The organism is Pseudomonas alkylphenolica (assembly GCF_004025535.1).
GTDB lineage: Bacteria > Pseudomonadota > Gammaproteobacteria > Pseudomonadales > Pseudomonadaceae > Aquipseudomonas > Aquipseudomonas alkylphenolica_A.
The window spans coordinates 23,991-49,239 of the sequence record NZ_QJRG01000040.1; the positions used below are offsets into that span (position 1 = coordinate 23,991).

General features: G+C 61.0%; 21 protein-coding genes. 15 read left to right on the plus strand and 6 right to left on the minus strand.

Annotation, left to right across the window (positions count from 1 at the left end; translation table 11 throughout):
• Nucleotides 1-41: 41 nt before the first annotated feature.
• Genes rsmA through DM813_RS11065 form a run of 4 tightly spaced genes read right to left on the minus strand, consistent with a single transcriptional unit; the run spans nucleotide 42 to nucleotide 5,950 of the window.
• Nucleotides 42-848 carry a 16S rRNA (adenine(1518)-N(6)/adenine(1519)-N(6))-dimethyltransferase RsmA gene (gene rsmA / locus DM813_RS11050; protein WP_128323437.1) on the minus strand — a complete coding sequence of 269 codons (807 nt, stop codon included), beginning with the start codon at nucleotides 846-848 and terminating at the stop codon, nucleotides 42-44.
• On the minus strand, nucleotides 845-1,834 hold the full coding sequence (gene pdxA / locus DM813_RS11055) for a 4-hydroxythreonine-4-phosphate dehydrogenase PdxA (protein WP_128323438.1): 990 nt from the start codon (nucleotides 1,832-1,834) through the stop codon (nucleotides 845-847). The genes rsmA and pdxA overlap by 4 nt, the downstream gene beginning before the upstream one ends.
• Nucleotides 1,831-3,147 carry a peptidylprolyl isomerase SurA gene (surA, locus tag DM813_RS11060; protein ID WP_128323439.1) on the minus strand — a complete coding sequence of 439 codons (1,317 nt, stop codon included), beginning with the start codon at nucleotides 3,145-3,147 and terminating at the stop codon, nucleotides 1,831-1,833. The genes pdxA and surA overlap by 4 nt, the downstream gene beginning before the upstream one ends.
• On the minus strand, nucleotides 3,128-5,950 hold the full coding sequence (locus DM813_RS11065; RefSeq protein ID WP_128323440.1) for an LPS-assembly protein LptD: 2,823 nt from the start codon (nucleotides 5,948-5,950) through the stop codon (nucleotides 3,128-3,130). Before DM813_RS11065 ends, surA begins: the two co-directional genes overlap by 20 nt.
• 130 nt (nucleotides 5,951-6,080) lie before the next feature.
• Here DM813_RS11065 and DM813_RS11070 point away from each other — a divergent pair, with 130 nt between their 5' ends.
• Genes DM813_RS11070 through DM813_RS11080 form a run of 3 tightly spaced genes read left to right on the plus strand, consistent with a single transcriptional unit; the run spans nucleotide 6,081 to nucleotide 8,540 of the window.
• Complete coding sequence (locus DM813_RS11070) at nucleotides 6,081-7,106, plus strand: aminoglycoside phosphotransferase family protein (RefSeq protein ID WP_128323441.1); 1,026 nt, start codon at nucleotides 6,081-6,083, stop codon at nucleotides 7,104-7,106.
• Nucleotides 7,103-7,774, plus strand: coding sequence for an N-acetylmuramate alpha-1-phosphate uridylyltransferase MurU (gene murU / locus DM813_RS11075; RefSeq protein WP_128323442.1), 672 nt, complete (start codon nucleotides 7,103-7,105; stop codon nucleotides 7,772-7,774). Before DM813_RS11070 ends, murU begins: the two co-directional genes overlap by 4 nt.
• Before the next feature lies 1 nt (nucleotide 7,775).
• Nucleotides 7,776-8,540: a TerB family tellurite resistance protein gene (locus DM813_RS11080; protein WP_128323443.1), complete on the plus strand. Its 765-nt coding sequence runs from the start codon at nucleotides 7,776-7,778 to the stop codon at nucleotides 8,538-8,540.
• Here the strand turns inward: DM813_RS11080 and DM813_RS11085 are convergent.
• Entirely contained in the window at nucleotides 8,537-9,541 is a 1,005-nt protein-coding gene (locus DM813_RS11085; RefSeq protein WP_128323444.1) for an alpha/beta hydrolase family protein, read from the minus strand. The two genes, DM813_RS11080 and DM813_RS11085, sit on opposite strands and share 4 nt — an antisense overlap.
• A gap of 93 nt (nucleotides 9,542-9,634) precedes the next feature.
• Between DM813_RS11085 and DM813_RS11090 the strand changes: the two genes are divergently transcribed.
• From DM813_RS11090 to trpE, 9 genes are all read left to right on the plus strand, one after another.
• A complete protein-coding gene (locus tag DM813_RS11090; protein ID WP_128323445.1) occupies nucleotides 9,635-12,034 on the plus strand; it encodes a PAS domain-containing sensor histidine kinase in 2,400 nt (799 codons plus the stop codon).
• A 1-nt stretch (nucleotide 12,035) separates the two neighbouring features.
• A complete protein-coding gene (locus DM813_RS11095; protein ID WP_128323446.1) occupies nucleotides 12,036-12,665 on the plus strand; it encodes a response regulator in 630 nt (209 codons plus the stop codon).
• Nucleotides 12,666-12,866: 201 nt separating this feature from the next.
• Nucleotides 12,867-13,991 carry an ABC transporter ATP-binding protein gene (locus DM813_RS11100; protein ID WP_128323447.1) on the plus strand — a complete coding sequence of 375 codons (1,125 nt, stop codon included), beginning with the start codon at nucleotides 12,867-12,869 and terminating at the stop codon, nucleotides 13,989-13,991.
• 40 nt (nucleotides 13,992-14,031) lie between these two features.
• Nucleotides 14,032-15,066, plus strand: coding sequence for an ABC transporter substrate-binding protein (locus tag DM813_RS11105; protein WP_128323448.1), 1,035 nt, complete (start codon nucleotides 14,032-14,034; stop codon nucleotides 15,064-15,066).
• 64 nt (nucleotides 15,067-15,130) lie between these two features.
• Complete coding sequence (locus tag DM813_RS11110; protein WP_128323449.1) at nucleotides 15,131-16,378, plus strand: ABC transporter permease; 1,248 nt, start codon at nucleotides 15,131-15,133, stop codon at nucleotides 16,376-16,378.
• Nucleotides 16,379-16,389: 11 nt separating this feature from the next.
• Nucleotides 16,390-17,217 (plus strand): ABC transporter permease, encoded by an 828-nt coding sequence (locus DM813_RS11115; RefSeq protein WP_128323450.1) that lies wholly within the window; start codon nucleotides 16,390-16,392, stop codon nucleotides 17,215-17,217.
• Between the two features lie 107 nt (nucleotides 17,218-17,324).
• Complete coding sequence (rpe, locus tag DM813_RS11120; protein ID WP_128323451.1) at nucleotides 17,325-17,999, plus strand: ribulose-phosphate 3-epimerase; 675 nt, start codon at nucleotides 17,325-17,327, stop codon at nucleotides 17,997-17,999.
• A complete protein-coding gene (locus DM813_RS11125; protein ID WP_128323452.1) occupies nucleotides 17,996-18,814 on the plus strand; it encodes a phosphoglycolate phosphatase in 819 nt (272 codons plus the stop codon). The genes rpe and DM813_RS11125 overlap by 4 nt, the downstream gene beginning before the upstream one ends.
• Nucleotides 18,815-18,885: 71 nt before the next feature.
• On the plus strand, nucleotides 18,886-20,367 hold the full coding sequence (trpE, locus tag DM813_RS11130; protein ID WP_128323453.1) for an anthranilate synthase component I: 1,482 nt from the start codon (nucleotides 18,886-18,888) through the stop codon (nucleotides 20,365-20,367).
• A gap of 45 nt (nucleotides 20,368-20,412) precedes the next feature.
• On the opposite strand, the gene estP is transcribed toward trpE, so the two are convergent.
• Nucleotides 20,413-22,332 carry an esterase EstP gene (gene estP, locus DM813_RS11135; protein ID WP_431311952.1) on the minus strand — a complete coding sequence of 640 codons (1,920 nt, stop codon included), beginning with the start codon at nucleotides 22,330-22,332 and terminating at the stop codon, nucleotides 20,413-20,415.
• 400 nt (nucleotides 22,333-22,732) lie between these two features.
• On the opposite strand from estP, the gene DM813_RS11140 reads away from it, so the two are divergent.
• Genes DM813_RS11140 through trpC form a run of 3 tightly spaced genes read left to right on the plus strand, consistent with a single transcriptional unit; the run spans nucleotide 22,733 to nucleotide 25,218 of the window.
• Complete coding sequence (locus DM813_RS11140) at nucleotides 22,733-23,326, plus strand: aminodeoxychorismate/anthranilate synthase component II (protein ID WP_128323455.1); 594 nt, start codon at nucleotides 22,733-22,735, stop codon at nucleotides 23,324-23,326.
• Nucleotides 23,327-23,335: 9 nt separating this feature from the next.
• The gene (trpD, locus tag DM813_RS11145; RefSeq protein WP_128323456.1) at nucleotides 23,336-24,385 is read left to right on the plus strand and encodes an anthranilate phosphoribosyltransferase; all 1,050 of its coding nucleotides are present in this window, start codon (nucleotides 23,336-23,338) and stop codon (nucleotides 24,383-24,385) included.
• Nucleotides 24,382-25,218, plus strand: a complete 837-nt coding sequence (trpC, locus tag DM813_RS11150; RefSeq protein ID WP_128323457.1) for an indole-3-glycerol phosphate synthase TrpC — start codon at nucleotides 24,382-24,384, stop codon at nucleotides 25,216-25,218. Before trpD ends, trpC begins: the two co-directional genes overlap by 4 nt.
• Nucleotides 25,219-25,249: the final 31 nt, after the last annotated feature.

Consider the following 25,249-nt stretch of genomic DNA (forward strand, 5'->3'; position numbering starts at 1 on the left):
GCCGGCCAGTCATGCGCACATGACTGGCCGGCGACCTGCTGTCAGTGGCTGCCTTGTTGCTCGGCCAGCTTGTCGGCCAGGCGTACGAAGGCAGCGAGGTCCAGTTGCTCAGGACGCAGGCTGCCGTCGACACCGGCGGCTTCGATGGCATCGCTGCTGAGCAGGGCCTTCAAGGTATTGCGCAGGGTTTTGCGGCGCTGGTTGAAGGCTTCACGCACGATGCGCTCGAGCAGGCGATGATCTTTGGCCGGGTGCGGCAGGGTTTCGTGAGGCACCAGGCGCACGATGGCGGAGTCAACTTTTGGCGGCGGGTTGAACGCGCCCGGGCCAACGTTAAACAGATGCTCCACCCGGCAGTGGTACTGGACCATGATCGATAGCCGGCCCCAGTCACCACCGCCCGGGCCTGCAGCCAGGCGCTCGACCACTTCCTTTTGCAGCATGAAGTGCATGTCGCGGATCAGCTCGGCATTGCTCAGCAGGTGAAAAATCAGCGGCGTGGAGATGTTGTACGGCAGGTTGCCGACCACGCGCAGGCTGCGGGGCGCTGCGCCCAGGCTGGCGAAGTCGAACTTCAGAGCGTCGCCCTGGTGCAGGCTGAAATTGTCACGGCCGGCAAATTGCTGGTTGAGGATCGGTACCAGGTCTTTGTCCAGCTCGACGACGTCCAGCTGTGCGCCGCTGGCCAGCAAGCCTTCGGTCAGGGCGCCTTGGCCCGGGCCGATTTCCAGCAAGCGGTCTGCGGACTTGGCGTTGATCGAGCGCAGGATGCGGTCGATGACGCCGGCGTCGTGCAGGAAGTTCTGACCAAAGCGCTTACGCGCCTTGTGTTGGTAGTGCTCACTCATATTCGGGTCTCGGCCATCTGGTAGGCAGTTTCCAGGGCGACTTGCAGGCTGCCGGTGTCGATCTTGCCGCTGCCGGCCAGGTCCAGGGCGGTGCCATGGTCAACCGAAGTGCGGATGATCGGCAGGCCCAGCGTCACGTTTACTGCAGCGCCAAAGCCTTTGTACTTGAGTACGGGCAGGCCCTGGTCGTGGTACATCGCCAGCACTGCATCGCAGTGCTCCAGATATTTTGGGGTAAACAGGGTATCGGCGGGCAACGGGCCGCGAAGGTCCATGCCTTCGCTGCGCAGGCGCGCCAATGTGGGTTCAATGATGTCGATTTCTTCACTGCCAAGGTGGCCGCCTTCGCCGGCATGCGGGTTCAGACCGCAAACCAGGATCCGCGGGCTGGCAATGCCGAATTTTTGCTGAAGGTCCGCGTGCAGGATGCGCGTGACACGTTCCAGGCGTTCCGCAGTAATGGCGTCTGCAACATCACGCAAGGGCAGGTGAGTGGTCACCAGGGCGACCCGCAGGCCACGGGTTGCCAGCATCATTACCACTTGAGCGGTGTGGGTGAGGTCGGCCAGGAACTCGGTGTGACCGGAAAAGGCAATGCCGCTCTCGTTGATCACGCCTTTGTGCACGGGCGCGGTAATCATCCCGGCAAAAAGCCCGTCCAGGCAGCCTTGGCCGGCACGGGTCAGGGTTTCCAGAACGAAGGCGGCGTTGGCCTTGTCGAGCTGCCCGGCCAGTACCGGGTTCTGCAGTGGCGTGTCCCAGACGTACAGACTGCCTGCCGGGGCGGGCTGATCCGGCAGTGCGTCAGGCTGGACCGGGACCAGGCTGACCGTCACACCCAGTTGCGTGGCCCGCTCGGCGAGCAGGTCACGGCTGGTGATGGCGATCAGAGGGTGTGGCTGGGCTTGCGCGGCGAGCAGCAGGCACAGGTCAGGACCTATGCCGGCCGGTTCGCCGGGTGTGAGGGCGAAGCGCTGAGGTTTCACTGGGAGGCCTGATCGGCGCCAGGAAGCTTGATTTCAACGTAGGCTTCGTCACGGATCTGGCGCAGCCAGGTCTGCAGCTCTTCGTCGTATTTGCGGTTACGCAGTACGTTCATCGCTTGTTGCTCGCGAGCCTGTTCGGTGCTGTCGGTGGCGCGACGGCCGAGGACTTCAAGCACGTGCCAGCCGTACTGTGTCTTGAACGGCCTGGTCACCTGACCCTGTTGGGCAGTGGCCATCTCTTCGCGGAACTCTGGCACCAGTGCGTTCGGGTCGATCCAGTTCAGGTCGCCGCCGTTGAGGGCCGAACCCGGGTCTTCCGAGTAGCTTTTTGCCAGCTGGGCGAAGTCTTCACCATTCTGGATACGCTCGTAGAGTTTTTCCGCCAGTGCCTTGGTAGCCTCTTCACTGCGGATTTCGCTTGGCTTGATCAGGATGTGGCGAACGTGGACTTCGTCACGCACCATGGCCTGGCCACCGCGTTTTTCCTGGAGCTTGAGGATGATGAAGCCGCCAGGGGTACGAATCGGCTCGGTGACATCACCTACCGCCATGGAGCTGAGCAGGCGGTCGAACGGTGGTGGCAGCTGAGCGGCTTTACGCCAGCCCATCTCGCCGCCTTCCAGAGCGGTTTCGCTCGCCGAACGGGCGATAGCCAGTTGAGCGAAGTCAGCGCCTTGCTTGAGTTGCTGGTAGATATCGCCAGCTTGCCTTGCAGCGGCCTGGATGGTCGCCGCGTCTGCCCGCTCCGGCGTCGGAACGAGGATGTTGGCCAGGCGGAACTCTTCAGACAGCTGCATCTTGCCCATGTCCGAGGCGAGGAAGTTCTTCACTTCCTGCTCCGACACTTGAATACGCTCTGCCACGCGGCGCTGGCGTACACGGCTGATGATCATTTCGCGACGGACCTGCTCGCGGGCATCATCGTAGGACAGGCCGTCATGGGCCAGGGCGGCGCGGAACTGTTCCAGGCTCATGCCGTTGCGCTGGGCAATGGTGCCGATGGCCTGGTTCAGTTCTTCGTCGGTGATGCGAATACCGGAGCGATCGCCGATCTGCAGTTGCAGGTTTTCGACGATCAGGCGCTCCAGCACCTGCTGGTCCAGCACGCTGGCGGGCGGCGCAGAGCCGCCGCGCTTGGCGATGGTCTGCTGGACTTCGCGCACGCGCTGGTCGAGTTGGCTTTTCATGACCACGTCGTTATCGACAATGGCCACAACGCTATCGAGCTGCTGAACGGCGGCATGTGCCGCACCGCTCAGCAATACAGCGCCCAGCAACAGCGGGCGCAGACAATCAGTAAGCTTGGTCTTCACGTGTACGATAACCTTGAATGCCCTGGTCGAGGAACGACTCGACCTTATTGCCCACTACGCCGCCGAGGCCTTTCAGCACAATCTGCAGGAAGACGCCGTGGTCGCCTTTTTCGTTTTGCGGGGTTGCCTGGCTGAAATCGTCGTAATCGATCCAGTAACGGTTGATCAGACGCAGTTTCCAGCAGCAGTTGTCGTACTCGAAACCACCGAAGGCTTCCAGGGTACGGTTGCGGTTGTAGTCGTGCTGCCAGCGGGCGATCGCGGTCCATTGTGGAACGATTGGCCACATGACCGAGAAGTCATGCTGCTGGATCTTGTAGTAATCCTTCACGTAGTTGGGGCTGCCCGGAGTGCCATAGTCGCCACCACCTACCTGCCACTGGCCGGTAGTGCTGTTGTAGGAAACCGTGTCATTGCGGTACCGGTAACCAAGGTTCACGACCTTGTTCACGTTGTCTTCAGGCTGGTAGTGGAACATCGCGCTGCCCGAGCGGGTGCTGCGGCTGTCCGGATCCCAGTTGAAGTCGGAGTCGAAGCGCCAGTCGCGGTTGAAGCGGTAGCCGTACTCCAGTGCATAAGGAGAAACGTCTGACTGGGCGTCGTCGCGGGTCTTCCAGTCAATGCCTGGAAGTTGAACCTTGCGGTCCCGGAAGTACAGCGCCTGGCCGATACTGAAGCGTTGACGCTCGAAGCCGTTATCTTCGATCCAGCGGTTGGTTACACCCAGCGACAGTTTGTTTTCGTCGCCGATGCGGTCAACACCGGTGAAGCGATTATCGCGGAACAACGAGCTGTAGCTGAATGTGCTTTCACTGGAGTCGAAGATCGGAATGTCTTTCTGATCTTCATACGGCACATAGAGGTAGAACAGGCGTGGTTCCAGGGTCTGGCGGTAGTTTTTGCCGAACCATTGGGTATTGCGGTCGAAATACAAACCGCTATCTACGCTGAAAATTGGCACATTACGGTTCTGGGAACTGTTGAAGTCACCCTGAAGATCCTTTGTCGCCTGACTTGCAATCGACAGATCGTTCTTGCCCTTGCTGTCCAGGTCAAGATCGTAATGAGTCGTCATGTACTTGAGCGAAGGCGTCAGATAACCGTAGGTGGCTGTCATCGGCAGGCTGATTTTTGGTGCCGCGTTCAGGCGAGTGCCGTTAGAGCGGGCTACACCAAAGATGTTCTCATCAAGCCTTCTGCCCGGAATCCCGGTGCTGTTATCGGGAAGACCGTCCTCGTTAAGGACGAAGTCGTCCTTCAGGTCGCGATCAAACCGAACTGCCTCGGTCTCGTAGCTGAAATCGAAACCGCCCGGGTGATACGGCAGCATTCCGTTGAAGGTAACCTGAGGCAACCGGTCATACGGGGTGACTTGCGAGATGGTGGCGAGCTCCAGTGCCTGCACGTTCAGTCGCGCAGTGTAGCTGTCGCCGCGGTAAGTCAGAGCACCCTGCTGGTTGATGAAGTCCTGGCTCTCAACGCCGATCTGGTCCGACTCCAGGTCCTGGAAGTAGAACGGGTCGCTGATGTCGGTGTAGTCGACCTCGGCCATCAGACGCTCGTCAAGACCGCCCTTGTGCTGCCAGTTGACCATCCAGCGCTGTTCTTTGTAGTCGGTCTGCTCTTTGCGATCGTCATTCTTGTCGTTCAGGTAAGCACCACCGAACTGACCTTCACTGGACTTGGTCAGGTAGCGGAATTCGCCTTCCATCAACAGGCCGCGCTTGGTCATGTAGCGTGGATACAACGTGGCATCGTAGTTCGGCGCCAGGTTGAAGTAGTACGGCGTGACCAGCATGAAGCCGGTATCGCTGCTGGTGCTGAATGACGGTGGCAGGAAACCGGACTGGCGGCGGTCGTCGATCGGGAAGTAGATGTACGGTGTGTAGAACACCGGAATATCTTTGACCCGCAGGGTGACGTTGGTCGCGGTACCGAAGCCGGTGGCCGGGTTCAGGGTGATGTTGTTGCCCTTGAGCTGCCAGGCGTTGCTGTTCGGCTCACAGGTGGTGTAGGTACCGTCCTTGAGGCGAATGATGGCGTTTTCAGCACGTTTGGCGTACAGCGCGTTACCGCGAATGCGCGACTTGTGCATCACGTATTCGGCGTTGTCGACCTTGGCCTCACCGGTGTCGAGCTGGATGTCGGCATGATCGCCCACGACCAGCGAGCCGTTGTCGCGGATCTTGACGTTGCCGCTGAGCTCACCACGGTTTTCGGCCTGGTACAGGTTGGCCTCGTCGGCTTCAACCTGCATGCTGCCCTGGCGCATGACCACGTCACCGGCGAGGCTGGCGATCTGCTGCTCTTGCTGGTAACGGGATACCTTGGCGCCGATGAAGGTCGGAGCTTCGTCCTTGGGCGTGGTGTCGTCCATGCCCGGACGGGCCGGCTCGATATAGGCACCGGCACAATAGGGGCCGGTTTCTGCGAGCTGGGCAGGGGTGAGCTGATCACGCGGAACCCAGTCCAGATGACTGTAGTCGGCACTGCGGGACTTCAGGCCGCGGCCTTTACTCTCGGTGACGAGCATCTGACCCTGGCCGGCCTCGGCAGCGGCTTCACCTGCCTGCCCACCGGTTTCACCGGTCGAGCTGGCGGCTGCACCTTCGTGCACCGGGCGTGGCGGAAGCGCGGCGGTGTTGGCTTTGGGCTTGCAGTCCCAGCCTCCGGCAGCGGACACTTGGCAGTCGAATTGCTCTGCGGCGACCACGTACGAGGTGGCCAGAGGTTGCAGCGCCAGCAGACCGCCGGTGACCAGCAACGGGAATTTTTTACGAAACGCGGGGGATTTCAATGCCATCTTATTAGTCCGGGCTTCCTGCGTGCCATCTGCCCGCGTGTGGGGCCGCACGCCTCTCGATGGTCTGAAAAAGATGCTGGATAATAAAGCATGACCCGCTTGACGGCTAGGGCCGTCGGAGACCCTTGTAATGCCTGATCACGATGTACGCCTGCAACACCTCACTGTCTGGCTCGAAGAACAACTGACGAATCTGTTTCAGAAGCAGGGCTGGGGCGCCGTTCCAGCGGGCACCCTGACGGCTGCCAGCAGCGATGCGAGCTTTCGCCGCTACTTCCGCTGGCAGGCCGAAGGTCGCAGTTTTATTGTGATGGATGCCCCGCCACCGCAGGAAAACTGTCGTCCTTTTGTTGATATCGCCCACCTGCTGGCCCGTGCAAATGCCAATGTTCCGGTCATTCACGCCGAGGACCTGGAGCGCGGCTTCCTGCTGCTCAGCGACCTGGGCACCCAGACTTACCTCGATGTGATCAACGCCGACAATGCCGATGCATTGTTCAACGATGCCATCGAGGCGTTGCTGGCATTCCAGCAGTTGCCGATGGACGCTCCGTTGCCCAGCTATGACGTGGCGTTGCTGCGCCGTGAGCTGGAGCTGTTCCCGGAGTGGTATGTAGGCCGCGAGCTGGGTATTGGCTTCACCGACGCGCAACTGGCTGTCTGGCAGCGCATCAGCTCCCTGCTGATCGACAGCGCCCTGGCGCAACCCAAGGTGCTGGTGCATCGCGACTATATGCCGCGCAACCTGATGCAAAGCGTCCCGAATCCGGGCGTGCTGGACTTTCAGGATGCCGTTTACGGGCCGGTCACCTATGACGTTACCTGCCTGTTCAAGGATGCGTTCCTGAGCTGGCCACAAGCCCGGGTAGAAGGCTGGCTGAAAGATTACTGGCAGCGTGCGAAGGCCAAGGGCATTCCGGTGCAGGCGGATTTCGAAGACTTCTACCGCGCCAGCGACCTGATGGGGGTGCAGCGTCACCTCAAGGTCATCGGTATTTTCGCGCGCATCTGCCATCGCGATGGCAAGCCGCGTTACCTGAGCGACGTACCGCGCTTTTTCGCCTATATAGATGAAGTGATCGCTCGCCGCCCTGAACTGTCCGAGCTGGATGAGCTGATCGAGAGCCTGGTAGCAACGGGCGGAGCACGTCCATGAAAGCCATGATTCTTGCTGCAGGCAAAGGGGAGCGGATGCGTCCGCTGACCTTGCATACGCCCAAGCCGCTACTGCCGGTGGCGGGCGTGCCGCTGATCGAGTACCACCTGCGCGCCCTGGTGGTGGCAGGTATCAAGGATGTGGTGATCAACCATGCCTGGCTGGGTGAGCAAATTGAAGCACACCTGGGCAGCGGTGCCGGTTGGGGATTGAACATCAGCTACTCGCCGGAGGGCGAGCCGCTGGAGACCGGTGGCGGTATCTACAAAGCCCTGCCTTTGCTCGGTAATGAGCCGTTTGTTCTGGTCAACGGTGATGTCTGGACCGACTACGACTTCAGCCGTTTGCCGCAACAGCCAGCCGGCCTCGCCCATCTGGTGCTGGTCGATAATCCGGGTCACCACGGCAAAGGCGATTTCTGCTTGCAGCAAGGTTTGGTCAGTGATGGCCAGGACGGTGCTCTCACCCTGACCTACAGCGGTATCGCCGTTATCGACCCCCGGTTGTTCAACGGCTGCAGTGCGGGCGCCTTCAAACTGGCGCCGCTGCTGCGCGATGCCATGGCTGCAGGGCAGGTCACGGGCGAGCACTTTGCAGGTCTTTGGGTTGATGTCGGCACCCAGGAACGCCTGGCCGAGGTCGAGCAATTGATCAAAGGGCAGCGTTGATATGTTGTGGCCGAGCACAGTGATTGGTGCCGGGGCCGGTTTCGCTATTGCCAGCATTCCGGGGGCATTGCTGGGGGCGTTACTGGGGCAGGCGATGGATCGCCGTTTGCAGCTGCACAGCTGGGCTCACCTGCGTGAACGGCTGGGTGGGCGCCCGGCATTGCGCGACGATGAAGTGCTGTTCGTGCTGCTGGGCCGACTGGCCAAGTGTGACGGCCGCGTGGCCGATGGCCACATTCAACAGGCGCGGCAGGAGATGCAACGCCTGGAGATGAACGAGCCCGCACGGCGACGGGCAATCGCGGCATTCAATCGCGGCAAGGCTGGCAAGGATCGTCTGGGTGTGTATCTGCGCCGTGTACGGCAACAGCCCCATGCCGCCGAAGGGATGTTGCGGGCCTGTTGGCGCATGGTCTGGGCGGATGGCCGGGCAGGCCGCCGCGAGCGGGAGTTGCTGCTCGATTGGGGGCAGCAGTTGGGCTGGTCGACGTCCAGGGTTCAGGCATTGGCATTGGAGTACGAGCCTCGCCGCCACAATCTGACAAGTGCCACTCTGGGTTACCAGGATGCCTTGCACTTGCTGGGCGTCGAGGCGCACGCCGAACCGGGTCAGATCAAGCAGGCCTACCGGCGGCTGCTGAGCCGCCATCATCCCGACAAGCTGGTCGGCAGCGGTGCAAGCCCGTCCCAGGTACGTGAAGCGACGGAGCGTACCCGGGAGCTGCACCAGGCCTACTCGATCGTCCGCAAGCGTCAGGGCTTCTAGTCGACGTTTTCCGGGCTGATCCAGCCGCGTACGCGGCGGAACAGTTGCTCTTGTTCCGCAGCGGCGTTGCCCGGAAGGGTGATCAACCCGACCTGGCGATAATCAGTGTCCTTGAGTCGCTTGCTGGCCTGTAGGCGTTGTTCCGCAGATTTGCCGGACTGTACCTGGTTTTTGTAGAAGAAGTCGGCGGTGGGCACTTTCAGCGAAGGCATCAGCGCCTCCAGATGTTGCCCGGCTTGCGCAGGTGTCTGCGCGGCAACCATCACCAGCTTTTGTACCTGTGCAGGTTGCCGTTCGCTCAGGTAACGAGTAGCCCAGTAAGCGCCGGTGCCATTACCCAGCAAGACAATACTGCGGGCATTGTGTTGCTGGGCGTAGGCCACTGCGGCATCCAGGCGGGCAAAAATTCGCTCTGCATCGGTTTTGTCTTCAGCTTCCGAAGCCTGCTCCGGGTTGGAGCCATCGCTGGCCTCACCGTCGCTGATCGTTGCTTTTTCGACACTGGCATTGGCGTCGTCAGGAGTGCTTTTGGCCGGAGCACTTTGACCTGTGGCTGCCGGCTCACTGGGCGACAGTGGGGTTTCGACGCGTGCTTGCGGGCTGTCGCTAAGCAGATCCGGTAGGCTCAGACTCAGGCTATGCCAGCCGACATCCGGGAATTTACGGCGCAAAGGGCCGACCGTCTTTGGCCAATCCGCGGTTTCGCCGGCTCCGGCCAGAATGATCAGGGCACCGGCCGGTTCGCTGTTGTTGGCCGGCTTCCACAGGGCGAGAAAGCTTTCATTACCCGCTTGCAGCATCTGTTGTTCGGCTTGAGGTACTTGCCGCTCCAAGGCCTTGGCGTCTTCCTGGCTGCGCTCGGCCAGAGGCTGGCGCTGGACGACGGCTGACGGTGCACTGGCAGGCGCTACTGCTGTTTCGCCGGCGGCTGCGTGTGCGCTACAAGGTAATATCAATGAAAGGCAGAACGCCGGAAGCGTCGTGCGATAGAGTGCGAACATGGATTGATCCAGGCCAGAGTAATACCGGCAGCCTAATAGTATTTGTCCGGGACGGCCACGCGAGTGACCCTCCTTTTGATGATGAGCGTTTAGATGAAATCTGTGCGTTGCCTGTTGGTTATCGGCTGTTTCTGCTGGTCCTTGATCGCTGGGGGGGCGCCTGCAGCAGTGCCGGCCACCGTGGTGCTGGATCCGGCGCAGCAGCAATGGCTGGAACAGCATCGCAGCCTGCGGGTCGGGCTGGTGCTGCAGGCACCGTTTGCCCAGTTCGACCGTCGCCTGCAGCAGCTGTACGGAGTTAACGTCGAGCTGATGAACTGGCTGGGGCGCTCCCTGGGGCTGGACCTGACCTGGCGTAATTTTCCTGATCAGGCCGCGCTGGAGCGGGCGCTGGTGGCCGGTGAGGTCGACCTCGCTCCCGGGCTTACCCAGACACCGGCTGGTTTGCGCCTGTGGCTGTTCACCGATCCTTATATGCGTGTGCCACAGTTGATCGTCGGTTTGCGCAGCGGCGCCGTGGCGGTCGATCTGGAAAAGCTCACCGAGGCTGAGCGCGTGGCTGTACGCATGCCCAGCGCCGTGGCTGACTATTTGCGTGGTACCTACTCAAACCTCAATCTGCAAGGCGTTCCGCAGGAGCGTCAGGCATTGCAGTTGGTGCTCAGCGAGCAAGCACGCTTTGCCGTGGTGGATGAGGCTCAGCTGAGCCGCTTGTCGCGCGAAAACGAGTTCAGCGACCTGGCTGTGGTCGGAGATATCGGTTTACCGCAGCTGTTGCGCGTAGCCTCACGCCGCGACTGGCCGCAACTGGCGGAGATACTCGAACGTGGCCTGCAGGCGATCCCGGCCAAGGATCTGGAGCAATTGCATCAGCGCTGGCTGGAACCCAAGTACCCGCGCCTTAGCGAGTCCCCGGGTTTCTGGCAGAACCTGGCCTTGCTGTTGGCAGCCTTGTTGTTCGCCAGTGCGGCCATCGTGGTCTGGCAGCGGCGCCAGTTGCATCAGCTGGAGCACAGCCTGCTGGCGGCGAGGGAGAGTCTCAACCAGCGCCAGGCTCGCGAAGAGGCGTTGCGCTTGAGTCAGTTCTCGATTGACCAGAGCACGGTGGGCATCCTCTGGGTCAACTGGGACAGCCATGTGCGCTATGCCAATCGTGCGGCGGAAAGCATGTTGGGATACGCAGAAGGGGCGGTGATCGACCGGCCACTGATCGATTTCGAGCCCAACTTGCATATGGATCGCTGGCTTGAGCTGTGGAAGAGCGCCCGGGGCAGTAACGATACGGCCCAGCATTTCGAAACACAGTGCCTGCGCGCCGATGGCAGTTTGCTGCCGGTGGACGTGTCATTGAGTTTTTTACGTTTTCGCGATGCCGAGTACCTGGTGGTGTTTCTCACCGATGTCACCGAGCGTCGTCGCGCACTGGCAGCGTTGCGCGAAAGCGAGGCACGGCTCAAGGGTATCGCCGGTAACGTTCCGGGCCTGGTGTTCCGTCTGGAGCGCAATCCGGCGGCAGGCGATCTGGAGTTTCCCTATATCAGCGAGGGGAGCGAAGCCCTGGTTGGCTATACGCCGGCGGCGTTGCAACACCCGGACATGGGCTTGCGCAATCTGGTCCATCCAGACGACCGGGCGAACTACCACAGCGTTCAGGACCTGGCCTTGGCCACCGACCGTGACTGGTCCTGGCAGGGGCGTATCCTGACCCGTGAGGGTGAGCAGCGCTGGGCCGATATAAAAGCCAGTACCCGTAGCCTGGGCGACGGCCGTGTGGTGTGGGACGGAGTGGTCTGGGACATCACCCAGAGCAAGCGGGCGGAACTGGAACTGGCTCGTTCCCAGGAGCAGCTGCGGGAATTGTCGGCACACCTTGAAAGTGTGCGTGAAGAAGAAAAGGCGCGTATCGCCCGCGAAGTGCATGACGAGCTGGGACAGATGCTGACCGTGCTCAAACTTGAAACCTCAATGTGTGAGCTGGCTTACGCAGACCTGGACCCCGGCCTGAATGAGCGTCTGGCCAGCATGAAACGCCTGATTGCCCAGCTTTTCCAGCTGGTTCGCGACGTTGCCACAGCCTTGCGTCCGCCGATCCTCGATGCAGGTATCGCCTCGGCGATCGAGTGGCAGGCGCGGCGATTCGAGGCGCGTACGCAGATACCTTGCCTGGTCCAGGTACCGGAAAACCTGCCACCGTTGAGCGATGCCAAGGCGATCGGGCTGTTCCGCATCCTGCAGGAGGCACTGACCAATGTCATGCGTCATGCCCAGGCGCATACTGTGCAGATCAGTTTGAGTCTGGACGGCAGTACCTTGCGCCTTACGGTGATCGACGACGGCATCGGTTTTGCCGTGGATGAAAACCGCCCGGCGTCTTTCGGCCTGGTCGGGATGCGTGAGCGTGTGCTGATGCTGGGCGGGCAAATGACCCTGGAGAGCGAGCCGGGCGAGGGCACCAGCCTGAGCGTAGGTATTCCCCTGAAACAGGAGCGGTAATGTGATTCGAGTTCTGGTTGCCGAAGACCACACCATCGTTCGCGAAGGCATCAAGCAACTGATTGGGCTGGCCAAGGACATGCAAGTAGCGGGCGAGGCCGGTAACGGCGAGCAACTGCTCGACGCATTGCGCCATACCGACTGCGAAGTGGTATTGCTGGATATCTCCATGCCCGGGGTCAATGGCCTTGAGGCCATTCCACGGATTCGTGCCTTGAGCAATCCGCCAGCGATCCTGGTGCTGTCGATGCACGACGAGGCGCAAATGGCCGCGCGGGCGCTGAAGGTGGGGGCTGCCGGCTATGCGACCAAGGACAGTGATCCTGCGTTGCTGCTGACGGCGATCCGGCGGGTCGCCGGCGGCGGTCGCTACATTGATCCCGATCTGGCTGACCGGATGGTCTTTGAGGTTGGTTTGACTGACGCCCGCCCATTGCATTCGCTGCTGTCCGAGCGTGAGTTTTCGGTGTTCGAGCGCCTGGCCCAGGGCGCCAATGTCAACGACATTGCACAGCAGCTGGCGCTGAGCAACAAGACTATCAGCACCCACAAAGCGCGTTTGATGCAGAAGCTCAATGTGAACTCGCTGGCGGAGTTGGTGAAGTACGCCATGGAGCACAAATTGCTCTGAATGTTCTGTTTACGACATCGCGGGGCTGTGGGAGCGAGCTTGCCTCGCGATGTCGTACCCAAAAACGCCATCCTTGTAGGGCAATCCCTACCCCAAGCCTTCCATCCTGCTGATACCAATCTCTCTCCGCCCCCGATTTGCGTCGATCGGCACCTTCACTAGGCTGTAAACACGGCAGTCATCCAACAAGAAGGTACAGGTATGAGTGAGGTGAATTCGAGCGCTGCAGCCGGCGAAGTGCTGGTCAGCTTCCGCGGTGTGCAGAAGAGCTATGACGGCGAGTCGCTGATCGTCAAAGACCTCAACCTGGATATTCGCAAAGGCGAATTCCTGACCTTGCTCGGCCCGTCCGGCTCCGGCAAGACCACCAGCCTGATGATGCTGGCCGGCTTCGAGACGCCGACTGCCGGCGAAATCCAGCTGGCCGGGCGCTCGATCAACAACGTGCCGCCGCACAAGCGCGATATCGGCATGGTGTTCCAGAACTATGCGCTGTTCCCGCACATGACCGTGGCCGAGAACCTGGCCTTTCCGTTGAGTGTGCGCAACCTGAGCAAGACCGACATCAGCGAGCGGGTCAAGCGCGTGCTGAACATGGTGCAGCTCGAGGCCTTCGCCAAGCGCTACCCCGGTCAACTGTCCGGCGGCCAGCAGCAGCGTGTGGCACTGGCGCGGGCGCTGGTGTTCGAGCCGCAGCTGGTGCTGATGGACGAACCGCTCGGCGCCCTCGACAAGCAACTGCGTGAACACATGCAGATGGAGATCAAGCACCTGCACCAGCGTCTGGGTGTCACGGTGGTGTATGTCACCCACGACCAGGGCGAAGCGCTGACCATGTCGGACCGGGTAGCGGTCTTCCATCAGGGCGAAATCCAGCAGATTGCAGACCCGCGCACCCTATATGAAGAACCGAAGAATACCTTCGTGGCCAACTTCATCGGCGAAAACAACCGCATCAATGGCCGTCTGATCAGTCAGGACGGTGAGCGCTGCCTGGTGCAGCTGCCTCGCGGTGAGAAGGTCGAGGCACTGGCAGTCAATGTCGGTGAAAGTGGCGAACCGGTCACCCTGTCGATCCGTCCGGAGCGCGTACGTCTGAACGGTCACAGCGAAAGCTGTGTAAACCGCTTCTCCGGGCGGGTGGCTGAATTCATCTATCTGGGCGACCACGTACGGGTTCGCCTGGAAGTCTGCGGCAAGGCCGATTTCTTCGTGAAGCAGCCGATTGCCGAACTCGACCCGGCCCTGGCCGTGGGCGATGTGGTACCGCTTGGCTGGGAGGTGGAGCACGCGCGCGCGCTCGACCCGATCCTGGAAGCCAATTGAAGGTTTGCTTCACCAACCCTGTACTGTGGAGAGAATAATAATGCTCAAGCACTTGAAGTTGACCGCTCTGACTCTGGGGCTGTTTGCGGCGGGCCAGGCCATGGCGGCGGCTGATCTGACCGTGATTTCCTTTGGCGGTGCCAACAAGGCCGCCCAGACCAAAGCGTTCTACGAACCATGGGAAAAGGCAGGCAACGGCAAAATCGTAGCGGGCGAATACAACGGCGAAATGGCCAAGGTCAAAGCCATGGTCGACACCAAGAGCGTGTCCTGGAACCTGGTTGAAGTTGAGTCGCCTGAGCTGGCCCGTGGTTGTGACGAAGGCATGTTCGAAGAGCTGGACCCTGCGCTGTTCGGCAATGAGGGCGACTATGTCCCGGGCGCCATCCAGCCGTGTGGCGTAGGCTTCTTCGTATGGTCCACAGTGATGGCCTATAACGCCGACAAGCTCAAAACCGCGCCGACCAGCTGGGCTGACTTCTGGGACACCAAGCAGTTCCCGGGCAAGCGCGGCCTGCGCAAGGGCGCCAAGTACACCCTGGAGTTCGCCCTGATGGCCGACGGTGTCGCACCGAAGGACGTCTACAAGGTGCTCGGCACCAAAGAAGGCCAGGATCGCGCGTTCAAGAAACTCGACGAACTCAAGCCAAGCATCCAGTGGTGGGAAGCCGGCGCCCAGCCGCCGCAGTACCTGGCCTCGGGTGACGTGGTCATGAGCTCGGCCTACAACGGCCGGATCGCTGCGGTACAGAAAGAGAGCAACCTGAAAGTCGTGTGGAACGGCGGTATCTACGACTTTGACGCCTGGGCCATTCCGAAGGGCGCGAAGAACGTCGAAGAGGCGAAGAAGTTCATTGCCTATTCGGTCAAACCCGAACAACAGAAAACCTACTCGGAAAACATCGCTTACGGTCCGGCCAATGCCAAAGCCGTGGATCTGCTGTCCGCCGAGGTCAAGAAAGACATGCCGACCACCCCGGAAAACATTGCCAACCAGGTGCAAATCGATGTGGCCTTCTGGGCCGATAACAGCGAGCAACTGGAGCAACGCTTCAACGCCTGGGCTGCCAAGTAAGGTCGGCTGATGGAGCGTCGGCACGCTGCCGACGCTTCTTGTTCTCAAGATTTCGGAGTTCGCTATGGCCATCGCAGTGCCCCTGAATGAAGGCGCCGGTTCTACACTCAAGCAGCGCCTGGCGCGTGCCGAACGGGTCAACCGCTGGAAGGCGCAAGCCCTGATTGCGCCATTGGCGTTGTTCCTGCTGCTGGTTTTCCTGGTGCCTATCGCCGCGTTGCTCTACAAGAGTGTCGGCAACCCCGAGGTTGTCACGGGCTTGCCGCAAACCGTTGTGGCGGTCACGCAGTGGGACGGCAAGGGCCTGCCCGGTGAACCGGTGTACAAGGCATTGAGTGAAGACCTTGGCCAGGCGCGCAAGAACCAGACGCTGGGTGACACCTCCAAACGCCTGAACATGGAGCTGGCTGGCTACCGCAGCCTGTTGGCAAAAACCGCCCGAGCCCTGCCATTCAAGGCCGAGCCGGCTTCTTATAAGGAAGCCCTGCAGGAACTGGATGAGCGCTGGGGTGATCCGGCCTACTGGCAGGCCATCCGCCGTAATACCAGTAGCGTCACACCGTTTTACCTGCTGGCAGCGCTGGATCATCGTATCGATGACCTCGGTGAGCTGGCCAAGGCTACCCCGGACCAGGCTATTTACCTGGATATCTTCACCCGCACGCTGTGGATGGGCTTCGTCATCACCGCCATCTGTCTGGTGCTGGCTTATCCGTTGGCGTACCTGTTGGCCAACCTGCCGACCCGGCAGAGCAACCTGCTGATGATTCTGGTGCTGCTGCCGTTCTGGACGTCGATCCTGGTGCGGGTCGCGGCCTGGATCGTGTTGCTGCAGTCAGGCGGGCTGATCAACAGTGCGCTGATGGCCTTGGGCATTATCGACAAACCACTGGAGCTGGTGTTCAACCGTACCGGTGTGTACATCTCCATGGTCCACATTCTGCTGCCGTTCATGATCCTGCCGATCTACAGCGTGATGAAGGGCATCTCGCCGACTTATATGCGTGCGGCGATCTCGCTTGGTTGTCACCCATTCGCCAGCTTCTGGCGGGTGTATTTCCCGCAAACCTACGCTGGCGTGGGGGCGGGCTGCCTGCTGGTGTTCATCCTGGCCATCGGTTACTACATCACCCCGGCTTTGCTGGGCAGCCCGAACGACCAGATGGTCAGCTACTTCGTAGCGTTCTATACCAACACCAGCATCAACTGGGGCATGGCCACCGCATTGGGCGGGTTGCTGCTGCTGGCTACCGTGTTGCTGTACCTGATCTATAGCTGGCTGGTCGGCGCCAGCCGCCTGCGCCTGAGCTGAGGAGTGCTGTCATGCTGAGCCCTTACATGTCGCCCGTCGAACGGGTCTGGTTCTACAGCTTGCGCATCCTCTGCGGGCTGATCCTGTTGTTCCTGGTGTTGCCGGTGCTGGTGATCATTCCGTTGTCGTTCAACTCCGGCAGCTTTCTGGTGTACCCGCTGCAAGGTTTTTCGCTGCAGTGGTACCACGACTTCTTTGCTTCGGCCGAGTGGATGCGGGCACTGAAGAACAGCATCATCGTCGCCCCGGCTGCCACCGTGCTGGCGATGATTTTCGGCACCCTGGCCTCGATCGGCCTGACCCGCGGCGACTTCCCCGGCAAGTCGCTGATCATGGCCCTGGTGATTTCGCCGATGGTGGTGCCGGTGGTCATTATCGGTGTGGCCAGTTACCTGTTCTTTGCGCCGCTGGGCCTTGGTAACAGCTTCATCTCTCTGATTCTGGTGCATGCGGTACTGGGCGTACCGTTCGTCATCATCACCGTGTCGGCGACCTTGCAGGGCTTTAACCACAACCTGGTGCGTGCGGCTGCCAGCCTGGGTGCTTCGCCACTGACGACCTTTCGTCGGGTGACCCTGCCGCTGATTGCCCCGGGGGTGATTTCCGGTGCCTTGTTTGCCTTCGCCACGTCGTTCGACGAAGTGGTGGTGACACTCTTCCTCGCCGGCCCCGAGCAAGCGACCCTGCCACGGCAGATGTTCAGCGGTATCCGTGAAAACCTCAGCCCGACCATAGCCGCTGCGGCAACCTTGTTGATCGCGTTCTCGGTGGTGCTGTTGCTGACCCTGGAATGGTTGCGCGGGCGCAGCGAGAAGCTGCGTACCCAGCAGCCGGCCTGATGGCCAGACGACTGCAGGGGCTCCGGTAGGCTTTTGATACCGGTCAGCCCCTGATCGCTTGCCTGAGGTACAATGCGCACCACCGTGATTCTGCCAACAGGTGCGCCATGCAGCCCTACGCTATTGCCCCCTCGATTCTTTCTGCCGATTTCGCTCGCTTGGGCGAAGAAGTCGATAATGTGCTGGCCGCCGGTGCCGACATTGTTCACTTCGACGTGATGGACAACCATTACGTGCCGAACCTGACCATCGGCCCGATGGTGTGTACCGCACTTCGCAAGTACGGCATCACCGCCCCGATCGACGTGCACCTGATGGTCAGCCCGGTCGACCGTATCATCGGTGACTTCATCGAAGCGGGCGCCAGCTACATTACCTTCCATCCGGAAGCCACCCTGCACATCGATCGTTCACTACAGTTGATCCGTGACGGCGGCTGCAAGGCCGGCCTGGTGTTCAACCCGGCAACGCCGCTCGATGCCCTCAAGTACGTGATGGACAAGGTCGACATGATCCTGTTGATGAGCGTCAACCCAGGGTTCGGTGGTCAAAAATTCATTCCAGGTACCCTCGACAAGCTGCGTGAAGCCCGCGCGCTGATCGACGCCAGTGGTCGTGACATCCGCCTGGAAATCGATGGTGGGGTGAATGTGAACAACATCCGCGAAATTGCTGCCGCTGGTGCAGACACCTTCGTTGCAGGCTCGGCAATCTTCAACACGCCGAACTACGAGGAAGTCATTGCCAAGATGCATGCCGAACTGGCCCTGGCCCGCCCATGAGTGGCTTCGAGCAGCTGTTTCCCGGTGCATTGCCCAAGCTGGTGATGTTCGACCTGGACGGTACCCTGATCGATTCGGTGCCGGACCTGGCCGCCGCCGTGGATCACATGCTGCTCGAAATGGGGCGTCAGCCCGCAGGCCTTGAGGCGGTGCGCCACTGGGTCGGCAATGGTGCCCCGGTGCTCGTGCGCCGGGCGCTGGCAGGTGGTCTTGAGCATGCCGGCGTTGATGAGGATGAAGCCGAAAAGGGTTTGGCGCTGTTCATGCAGGCCTATGCCGACAACCATCAGCTGACTGTGGTCTACCCCGGTGTGCGTGACACGCTCAAGTGGCTGTACAAGCAGGGTGTCGAGATGGCGCTGATTACCAACAAGCCGGAGCGCTTTGTTGGCCCTCTGCTCGACCAGATGAAGATCGGTCGTTATTTTCGCTGGATCATCGGCGGTGACACGCTGCCGCAGAAAAAGCCCGATCCTGCAGCGCTTTTGTTTGTCATGAAGATGGCCAGCGTGCCGGCCGAACAGGCTTTGTTCGTCGGCGATTCGCGCAGTGACGTGCTGGCGGCCAAAGCTGCCGGGGTCAAGTGCGTGGGCCTTTCCTACGGCTACAACCACGGTCGACCGATCAGCGAAGAAGGGCCGTGCCTGGTGATCGACGATCTGCGTGCGTTGTTGCCTGGTTGCTTAGATACGGCCACTGGGATAACGTTGGCGGACGTTCAATCCCCCTCAGATCGAGATTCCATCGTGGCGGTTACCGGCAAACTCTGGATGAAAGTCATCAAGGCCCTGGCCCGTTGGCGTTGGCGCGCCTGACTTTTCTCTGCCGGCGGTTGCCGGCCTGTTTGCCTGTTTGAAACCAATTTGCTGCTTGCCACGAGGCTATCATGACCCGCGAAGAATTCCTGCGCCTGGCCGCTGCCGGCTACAACCGCATTCCCCTGGCCTGCGAGACCCTGGCCGACTTCGACACGCCGCTGTCGATCTACCTGAAACTGGCCGACCAGGCCAACTCCTACCTGCTCGAGTCGGTGCAGGGCGGGGAGAAGTGGGGGCGTTACTCGATCATCGGCCTGCCGTGCCGCACCGTATTGCGTGTGCACGATCACCAGGTACGGATCACCCACGACGGTGAGCTGATCGAACAACATGAAGTGGAAGACCCACTGGCCTTCGTCGAAGCGTTCAAAGAGCGCTATCAGGTGCCGACCATTGCCGGCTTGCCGCGCTTCAACGGTGGCCTGGTCGGCTACTTTGGCTATGACTGCGTGCGCTATGTCGAGAAGCGTCTGGGCAAGTGCCCGAACCCGGATCCGCTGGGTGTACCGGACATCTTGCTGATGGTCTCCGATGCCGTGGTGGTGTTCGACAACCTGGCCGGCAAGATGCATGCGATCGTGCTGGCCGACCCGGGCCAGGAAAACGCCTACGAGAACGGTCTGGCGCGCCTCGACGAGCTGCTCGAACAACTGCGTCAGCCGATTACGCCACGTCGCGGTCTCGAGTTGGGCGGCCCGCAAGCGGCCGAGCCTACGTTCCGCTCCAGCTTCACCCAAAGCGACTACGAGCGTGCGGTCGATACCATCAAGGAATACATCCTGGCTGGCGACTGCATGCAGGTAGTGCCGTCGCAGCGCATGTCCATCGACTTCAAGGCCGCGCCGATCGACCTGTACCGGGCGCTGCGCTGCTTCAACCCGACGCCGTACATGTACTTCTTCAACTTCGGCGACTTCCATGTCGTCGGCAGTTCGCCGGAAGTGCTGGTTCGGGTCGAGGACAACATGGTCACCGTACGCCCGATCGCCGGTACCCGTCCGCGAGGCGCCAACGAAGAGGCTGATCGTGCGCTGGAAGAAGACCTGCTATCCGATGACAAGGAAATCGCCGAGCACCTGATGCTCATCGACCTGGGACGCAACGATGCTGGTCGGGTCTCGGAGACGGGCTCGGTCAAGGTCACCGAGAAAATGGTGATCGAGCGCTATTCCAACGTCATGCACATCGTTTCCAACGTCACCGGTGAGCTGAAGCAGGGCCTCAGCGCCATGGACGCGCTGCGTGCGATCCTGCCGGCTGGCACTTTGTCTGGCGCACCGAAGATCCGCGCCATGGAAATCATCGACGAGCTGGAACCGGTCAAGCGCGGCGTCTACGGCGGCGCGGTGGGGTACTTTGCCTGGAACGGCAACATGGACACCGCGATTGCCATCCGTACGGCGGTGATCAAAGACGGCGAGCTGCATGTGCAGGCTGGTGGCGGCATTGTTGCCGACTCGGTGCCGGCACTTGAGTGGGAAGAGACCATCAACAAGCGCCGCGCGATGTTCCGCGCCGTGGCGCTGGCCGAGCAGACCCCGCGCAGCTGAGCCTGGCCCATGGCGCCCGCTTGGGGCGGGCGCCTTTTCCCTCCTCTAGAAGTCCAGGCTCAATGCCAGGTTGATCCCTTGTTGGGTCAGCTCGTCACTCTTGCGCCAGTTATAACTGCCGCGCAGGGCCAGCCCTGGTGCCAGTGTCTGGCTCAAGCCCAGAGTTGCCCGGTTCAGATTGCTTTGCGGGGTGTAGCCGGTCAGGGTGAAGTCGTTACCGGGCAGGCTGTTGAGGTGCATGCTCAGGTCCTGGCGGTCGTCTTCGAACTCGTGTTCGTGAGCCGCTTCGGCGAACAACAGGGTGTCAGGCGCAGCTTGGTATTTGCCCTGCAGGCCCAGGCCCAGGCGTCGCGATTCACGGTCCTGGTCATCAAAGCTCAAGGCCGTGGCGCGGGTGCCCTTTTCCGCATAGCCATCGACTTTCACCCGCGCATAGTCGGCGCTGACAAAGGGCGACAGGCTCCATTGGCTGCCGGGTGCTGCCAGGTCGTATCCCAGGCGCGCAGCAAACGCCCACAGCTCGCCATCGGTATCACCTTTCTCACTGCGATCGTTCACGCCCAGGGCGAAGGTGCGCTTCAGGTCGCTGTAGTCCAGGTGGCCGCCGGTCAATGCGGCGTCCGCCCACCACTGATTCTGCTGAAACTGCACGAAAGCGGTGGCCAGGTAGCTGTCGAGCTTGTAATCGGAGTCTTGTTCGCCAGCTTCGAGCTTTTGCTGGTAAACGCCGGTGGCGACACCAACACGCCAGGCATCATCCAGACGATAACTGCCGCCTAGTGTCAGGTTGTAGCCATGGCCGTCGGCGCTGGCCGAGCTGCGTTGGCTGTCGATATCCAGGTCTTGCCCACCGGCAGCAACGATGGCCTGCCATTGTCCGACCGGTTGCCAGCGGCCTTGCCACTGGTTGCGCAGTTCATCCTGGTGGGCGCGCAGGCTGGCGTGGGCCATTTCTGGTAGCAGTGTCAGTTCCCTGGGGGCGGAGAGGATCGAGAACGCGTAGTCGGCGATCAGGTCCTGCCCGGCGCTGGTGGGATGAACCGAATCGTTGAACAGCAGTTTGCTCGGGTCGGGCGTGGCGCTGTTGATGCCGTAGGTTGCATTCTGCACGCAGCCGTTGCCGCTAAAGCAGGTGCCCACCAGGTTCTGCCCGGTAGCCAGGCCGAACTGCGCCGGGGTAGCCAGGGCTTCCTGCAGCAGCAAGGGCACATTGAGCGGTATGACTTGCGCATCGATCTGGCGCAACTGGCCGATCAGTTGCTGGTTGAAAATGCTGCTTAGCTGCGAGGCCGGGCCTTGCTGCGGCGTGCCGTTTATCGCCGGAGTCAGGCCAAGGTCGGGCAACAACCAGACCATGATGTACTGTGCGCCGCCCTGCTGCAGGGCCTGGGCGCTGGTGGCCAGGCGGTTGGCGGCAGCAGCGGCGGTGGCCGGGCTGGTGATTTGCCCCTGTAGGAAGTCATTGCCGCCACCGGTGAGGTAATAAAGCGCGTTGGGGTCGGCGCGCAGGCCTCCAGCCAGATAGCCCGGACGCTCGCGCAGTACAGTGCCGGCGCCAGGGTTGCCGGGTGGAATGACGACGTCCGAGGTACCAGTGATCGAGTCGAGAATCTGGTCGGTGCGGTAGCCGCCCACCGCCCAGTTGTTTCCGTCAGGGCGTCCGAGTGCGGCATTGACCGGTGAGGTCGATGCGCCCAGGTCAGCCGGGGCAACCCCCAGTTTCGCCCCCAGCAACATCGGCGAAACCGCGCCGAAGGCTTCGCCATTGCCGTAGGTTGGCCCCACCCGGTTGGTAAAGCGCTGACCAGAGCCCGCCGGGCCGTTGCTGTCGGGGAACTGCCCGGCATCGGCAAGGCTGTCGCCGAAGACGATCAAGGTCGAGTACGGTGAGGGGGCTGCATGGGCGCTGGCGCAGGCCAGGGTCAGAAGGGAGAGAGCACAGGGCAACAGAATGCGCGCTTTCAACATCGCAAAGATCCTTTTTCGTTGTTGTTATCGGATAAAGCATTTAGACGTTAGCAAAACATTCCGCGCGTCTTCCATCGCTAAAGCGTTTCGGCATGCCTCGGTCATATTGCGTGGACCGCGCCGGTAGGCTACTGTGCGGGAACGTATGAATGAGACCTACCCCGTGTTGATCGTCAGCAAACTCTTGATGCGCGTTATCAAGGCCCACGCCCGTTGGCGTTGGCGCGCCTGACTTTATCTCCTGCCGGTTTTCCCGGCCCAGTTCCGCTTTGCCTTTTCAAACCGCTGTAGCTGTCACTGCATTCGGCCATCACCGTCGCACACAGCGCGGTCCGCGTACGTCAATTACGCGCAAGGCATGTCATTAAAGTCAGTAGATGCAAGAGGTTGAACCCAGATGTTACTGATGATCGACAACTACGATTCCTTCACCTACAACGTCGTGCAATACCTCGGCGAGCTGGGTGCAGAGGTCAAGGTCATTCGCAACGACGAACTGACCATCGCCCAGATCGAAGCCCTGAACCCCGAGCGTATCGTGGTTTCCCCAGGTCCGTGCACGCCAACCGAAGCCGGTGTGTCCATCGAGGCCATTCTGCACTTTGCCGGCAAGCTGCCAATTCTCGGCGTTTGCCTGGGCCACCAGTCCATCGGCCAGGCGTTTGGCGGTGATGTGGTGCGTGCGCGCCAGGTCATGCACGGCAAGACCAGCCCGGTCTTCCATAAGGACCAAGGCGTGTTCGCCGGCCTCAACAACCCGCTCACTGTGACTCGCTACCACTCGCTGGTGGTCAAGCGCGAAACCTTGCCCGAGTGCCTGGAGCTGACTGCCTGGACGGCCCTTGAGGACGGCTCGGTCGACGAGATCATGGGCCTGCGCCACAAGACACTGAACATCGAAGGGGTGCAGTTCCACCCAGAATCGATCCTCACCGAGCAGGGCCACGAGCTGTTCGCCAACTTCCTCAAGCAAACCGGCGGCCGCCGTTAAGGATTGATCATGGATATCAAAAGCGCGCTCAGCCGCATCGTCGGCCACCTGGACTTGAGCACCGAGGAAATGCGCGATGTGATGCGCGAAATCATGACCGGCCAATGCAGTGAGGCGCAGATCGGCGCGTTCATGATGGGCATGCGCATGAAGAGCGAAAGCATCGATGAAATCGTCGGTGCGGTGTCGGTGATGCGCGAGTTGGCCGACAAGGTCGAACTCAACACCCTCGACAACGTGGTTGATGTGGTGGGTACCGGTGGTGACGGCGCCAACATTTTCAACGTTTCTACCGCCTCGGCGTTTGTTGTTGCCGCCGCAGGCTGCACTGTTGCCAAGCACGGTAACCGTGCGGTTTCGGGTAAAAGCGGTAGTGCAGACCTGCTTGAAGCGGCCGGCATCTACCTGAACCTGACGCCGGTGCAGGTCGCTCGTTGTATCGACAGCGTCGGCATAGGCTTCATGTTTGCCCAGACGCACCACAAGGCAATGAAACACGCTGCCGGTCCTCGTCGCGACCTGGGGCTGCGGACCCTGTTCAACATGCTCGGCCCGCTTACGAATCCGGCCGGTGTCAAACACCAGGTGGTGGGTGTGTTCACCCAGGCCCTGTGCCGGCCCCTGGCCGAAGTGCTGCAGCGTCTGGGCAGCAAGCATGTGCTGGTGGTGCACTCCAAGGATGGTCTGGACGAGTTCAGCCTGGCGGCGCCAACCTTTGTTGCCGAGCTTAAGAATGATCAGATCACCGAGTATTGGGTCGAGCCGGAAGACCTCGGCATGAAGAGCCAGAGCTTGCATGGTCTGGCTGTCGAGAGCCCGGCCAAATCGCTGGAGCTGATTCGCGATGCTCTGGGTCGACGCAAGACCGAGTATGGCCAGAAAGCAGCAGAGATGATCGTGCTCAACGCCGGTGCTGCGTTGTACGCTGCTGACCATGCGATGACCCTCAAGCAAGGTGTCGAGCTTGCCCACGACGCACTGCACACCGGCCTAGCCCGGGAAAAACTCGAAGAACTGGGCGCTTTCACCGCCGTATTCAAGCAGGAGAATGAAGGATGAGTGTGCCGACAGTTCTGGAAAACATTCTGGCACGCAAGGTCGAGGAAGTTGCCGAACGCAGTGCCCGGGTCAGCCTGGCCGAGCTTGAGCGTCTGGCTGCCGCTGCCGATGCGCCGCGTGGCTTCGCCAATGCCCTGATCGAGCAAGCCAAGCGCAAGCAGCCTGCCGTAATCGCCGAAATCAAGAAGGCGTCGCCGAGCAAAGGCGTGATCCGTGAGAACTTCGTGCCGGCCGACATTGCTGTCAGCTATGAGAAGGGCGGCGCGACCTGCCTGTCGGTACTGACCGACATCGACTACTTCCAGGGCGCCGATGCCTACCTGCAGCAAGCCCGTGCTGCCTGCAAGTTGCCGGTGATCCGCAAGGACTTCATGATCGATCCCTACCAGATCGTTGAAGCCCGTGCACTGGGCGCAGATTGTGTACTGCTGATTGTCTCGGCGTTGGACGATGTGAAGATGGCCGAGTTGGCTGCCACGGCGAAAGGCGTGGGTCTGGATGTGCTGGTCGAAGTCCATGACGGCGATGAGCTGGAGCGAGCGCTGACAATCCTCGACACCCCGCTGGTCGGCGTCAACAACCGCAACCTGCATACGTTCGAAGTCAGCCTGGAAACCACGCTTGATCTGCTGCCACGCATCCCTCGGGATCGCCTGGCCATCACCGAGAGTGGCATCCTCAACCGTGCTGATGTCGAGCTGATGGAAATCAATGAGGTTTATTCGTTCCTGGTCGGTGAAGCGTTCATGCGCGCCGAGCACCCCGGGCTTGAGTTGCAGCGCCTGTTCTTCCCTGAGCGCGTTGTGCAGAATCTGGTGCCTGGGCTGGACTGATCTGACTCTGAAGCCGGCGATGCCGGCTTTT

Coding starts and splice junctions, on each gene's coding strand:
- rsmA (WP_128323437.1), bottom strand. CDS start 848: ATGAGTGAGCACTACCAACACAAGGCGCGTAAGCGCTTTGGTCAGAAC.
- DM813_RS11065 (WP_128323440.1), bottom strand. CDS start 5,950: ATGGCATTGAAATCCCCCGCGTTTCGTAAAAAATTCCCGTTGCTGGTC.
- DM813_RS11070 (WP_128323441.1), top strand. CDS start 6,081: ATGCCTGATCACGATGTACGCCTGCAACACCTCACTGTCTGGCTCGAA.
- murU (WP_128323442.1), top strand. CDS start 7,103: ATGAAAGCCATGATTCTTGCTGCAGGCAAAGGGGAGCGGATGCGTCCG.
- DM813_RS11080 (WP_128323443.1), top strand. CDS start 7,776: ATGTTGTGGCCGAGCACAGTGATTGGTGCCGGGGCCGGTTTCGCTATT.
- DM813_RS11085 (WP_128323444.1), bottom strand. CDS start 9,541: ATGTTCGCACTCTATCGCACGACGCTTCCGGCGTTCTGCCTTTCATTG.
- DM813_RS11090 (WP_128323445.1), top strand. CDS start 9,635: ATGAAATCTGTGCGTTGCCTGTTGGTTATCGGCTGTTTCTGCTGGTCC.
- DM813_RS11100 (WP_128323447.1), top strand. CDS start 12,867: ATGAGTGAGGTGAATTCGAGCGCTGCAGCCGGCGAAGTGCTGGTCAGC.
- DM813_RS11105 (WP_128323448.1), top strand. CDS start 14,032: ATGCTCAAGCACTTGAAGTTGACCGCTCTGACTCTGGGGCTGTTTGCG.
- DM813_RS11110 (WP_128323449.1), top strand. CDS start 15,131: ATGGCCATCGCAGTGCCCCTGAATGAAGGCGCCGGTTCTACACTCAAG.
- DM813_RS11115 (WP_128323450.1), top strand. CDS start 16,390: ATGCTGAGCCCTTACATGTCGCCCGTCGAACGGGTCTGGTTCTACAGC.
- rpe (WP_128323451.1), top strand. CDS start 17,325: ATGCAGCCCTACGCTATTGCCCCCTCGATTCTTTCTGCCGATTTCGCT.
- DM813_RS11125 (WP_128323452.1), top strand. CDS start 17,996: ATGAGTGGCTTCGAGCAGCTGTTTCCCGGTGCATTGCCCAAGCTGGTG.
- trpE (WP_128323453.1), top strand. CDS start 18,886: ATGACCCGCGAAGAATTCCTGCGCCTGGCCGCTGCCGGCTACAACCGC.
- DM813_RS11140 (WP_128323455.1), top strand. CDS start 22,733: ATGTTACTGATGATCGACAACTACGATTCCTTCACCTACAACGTCGTG.
- trpD (WP_128323456.1), top strand. CDS start 23,336: ATGGATATCAAAAGCGCGCTCAGCCGCATCGTCGGCCACCTGGACTTG.
- trpC (WP_128323457.1), top strand. CDS start 24,382: ATGAGTGTGCCGACAGTTCTGGAAAACATTCTGGCACGCAAGGTCGAG.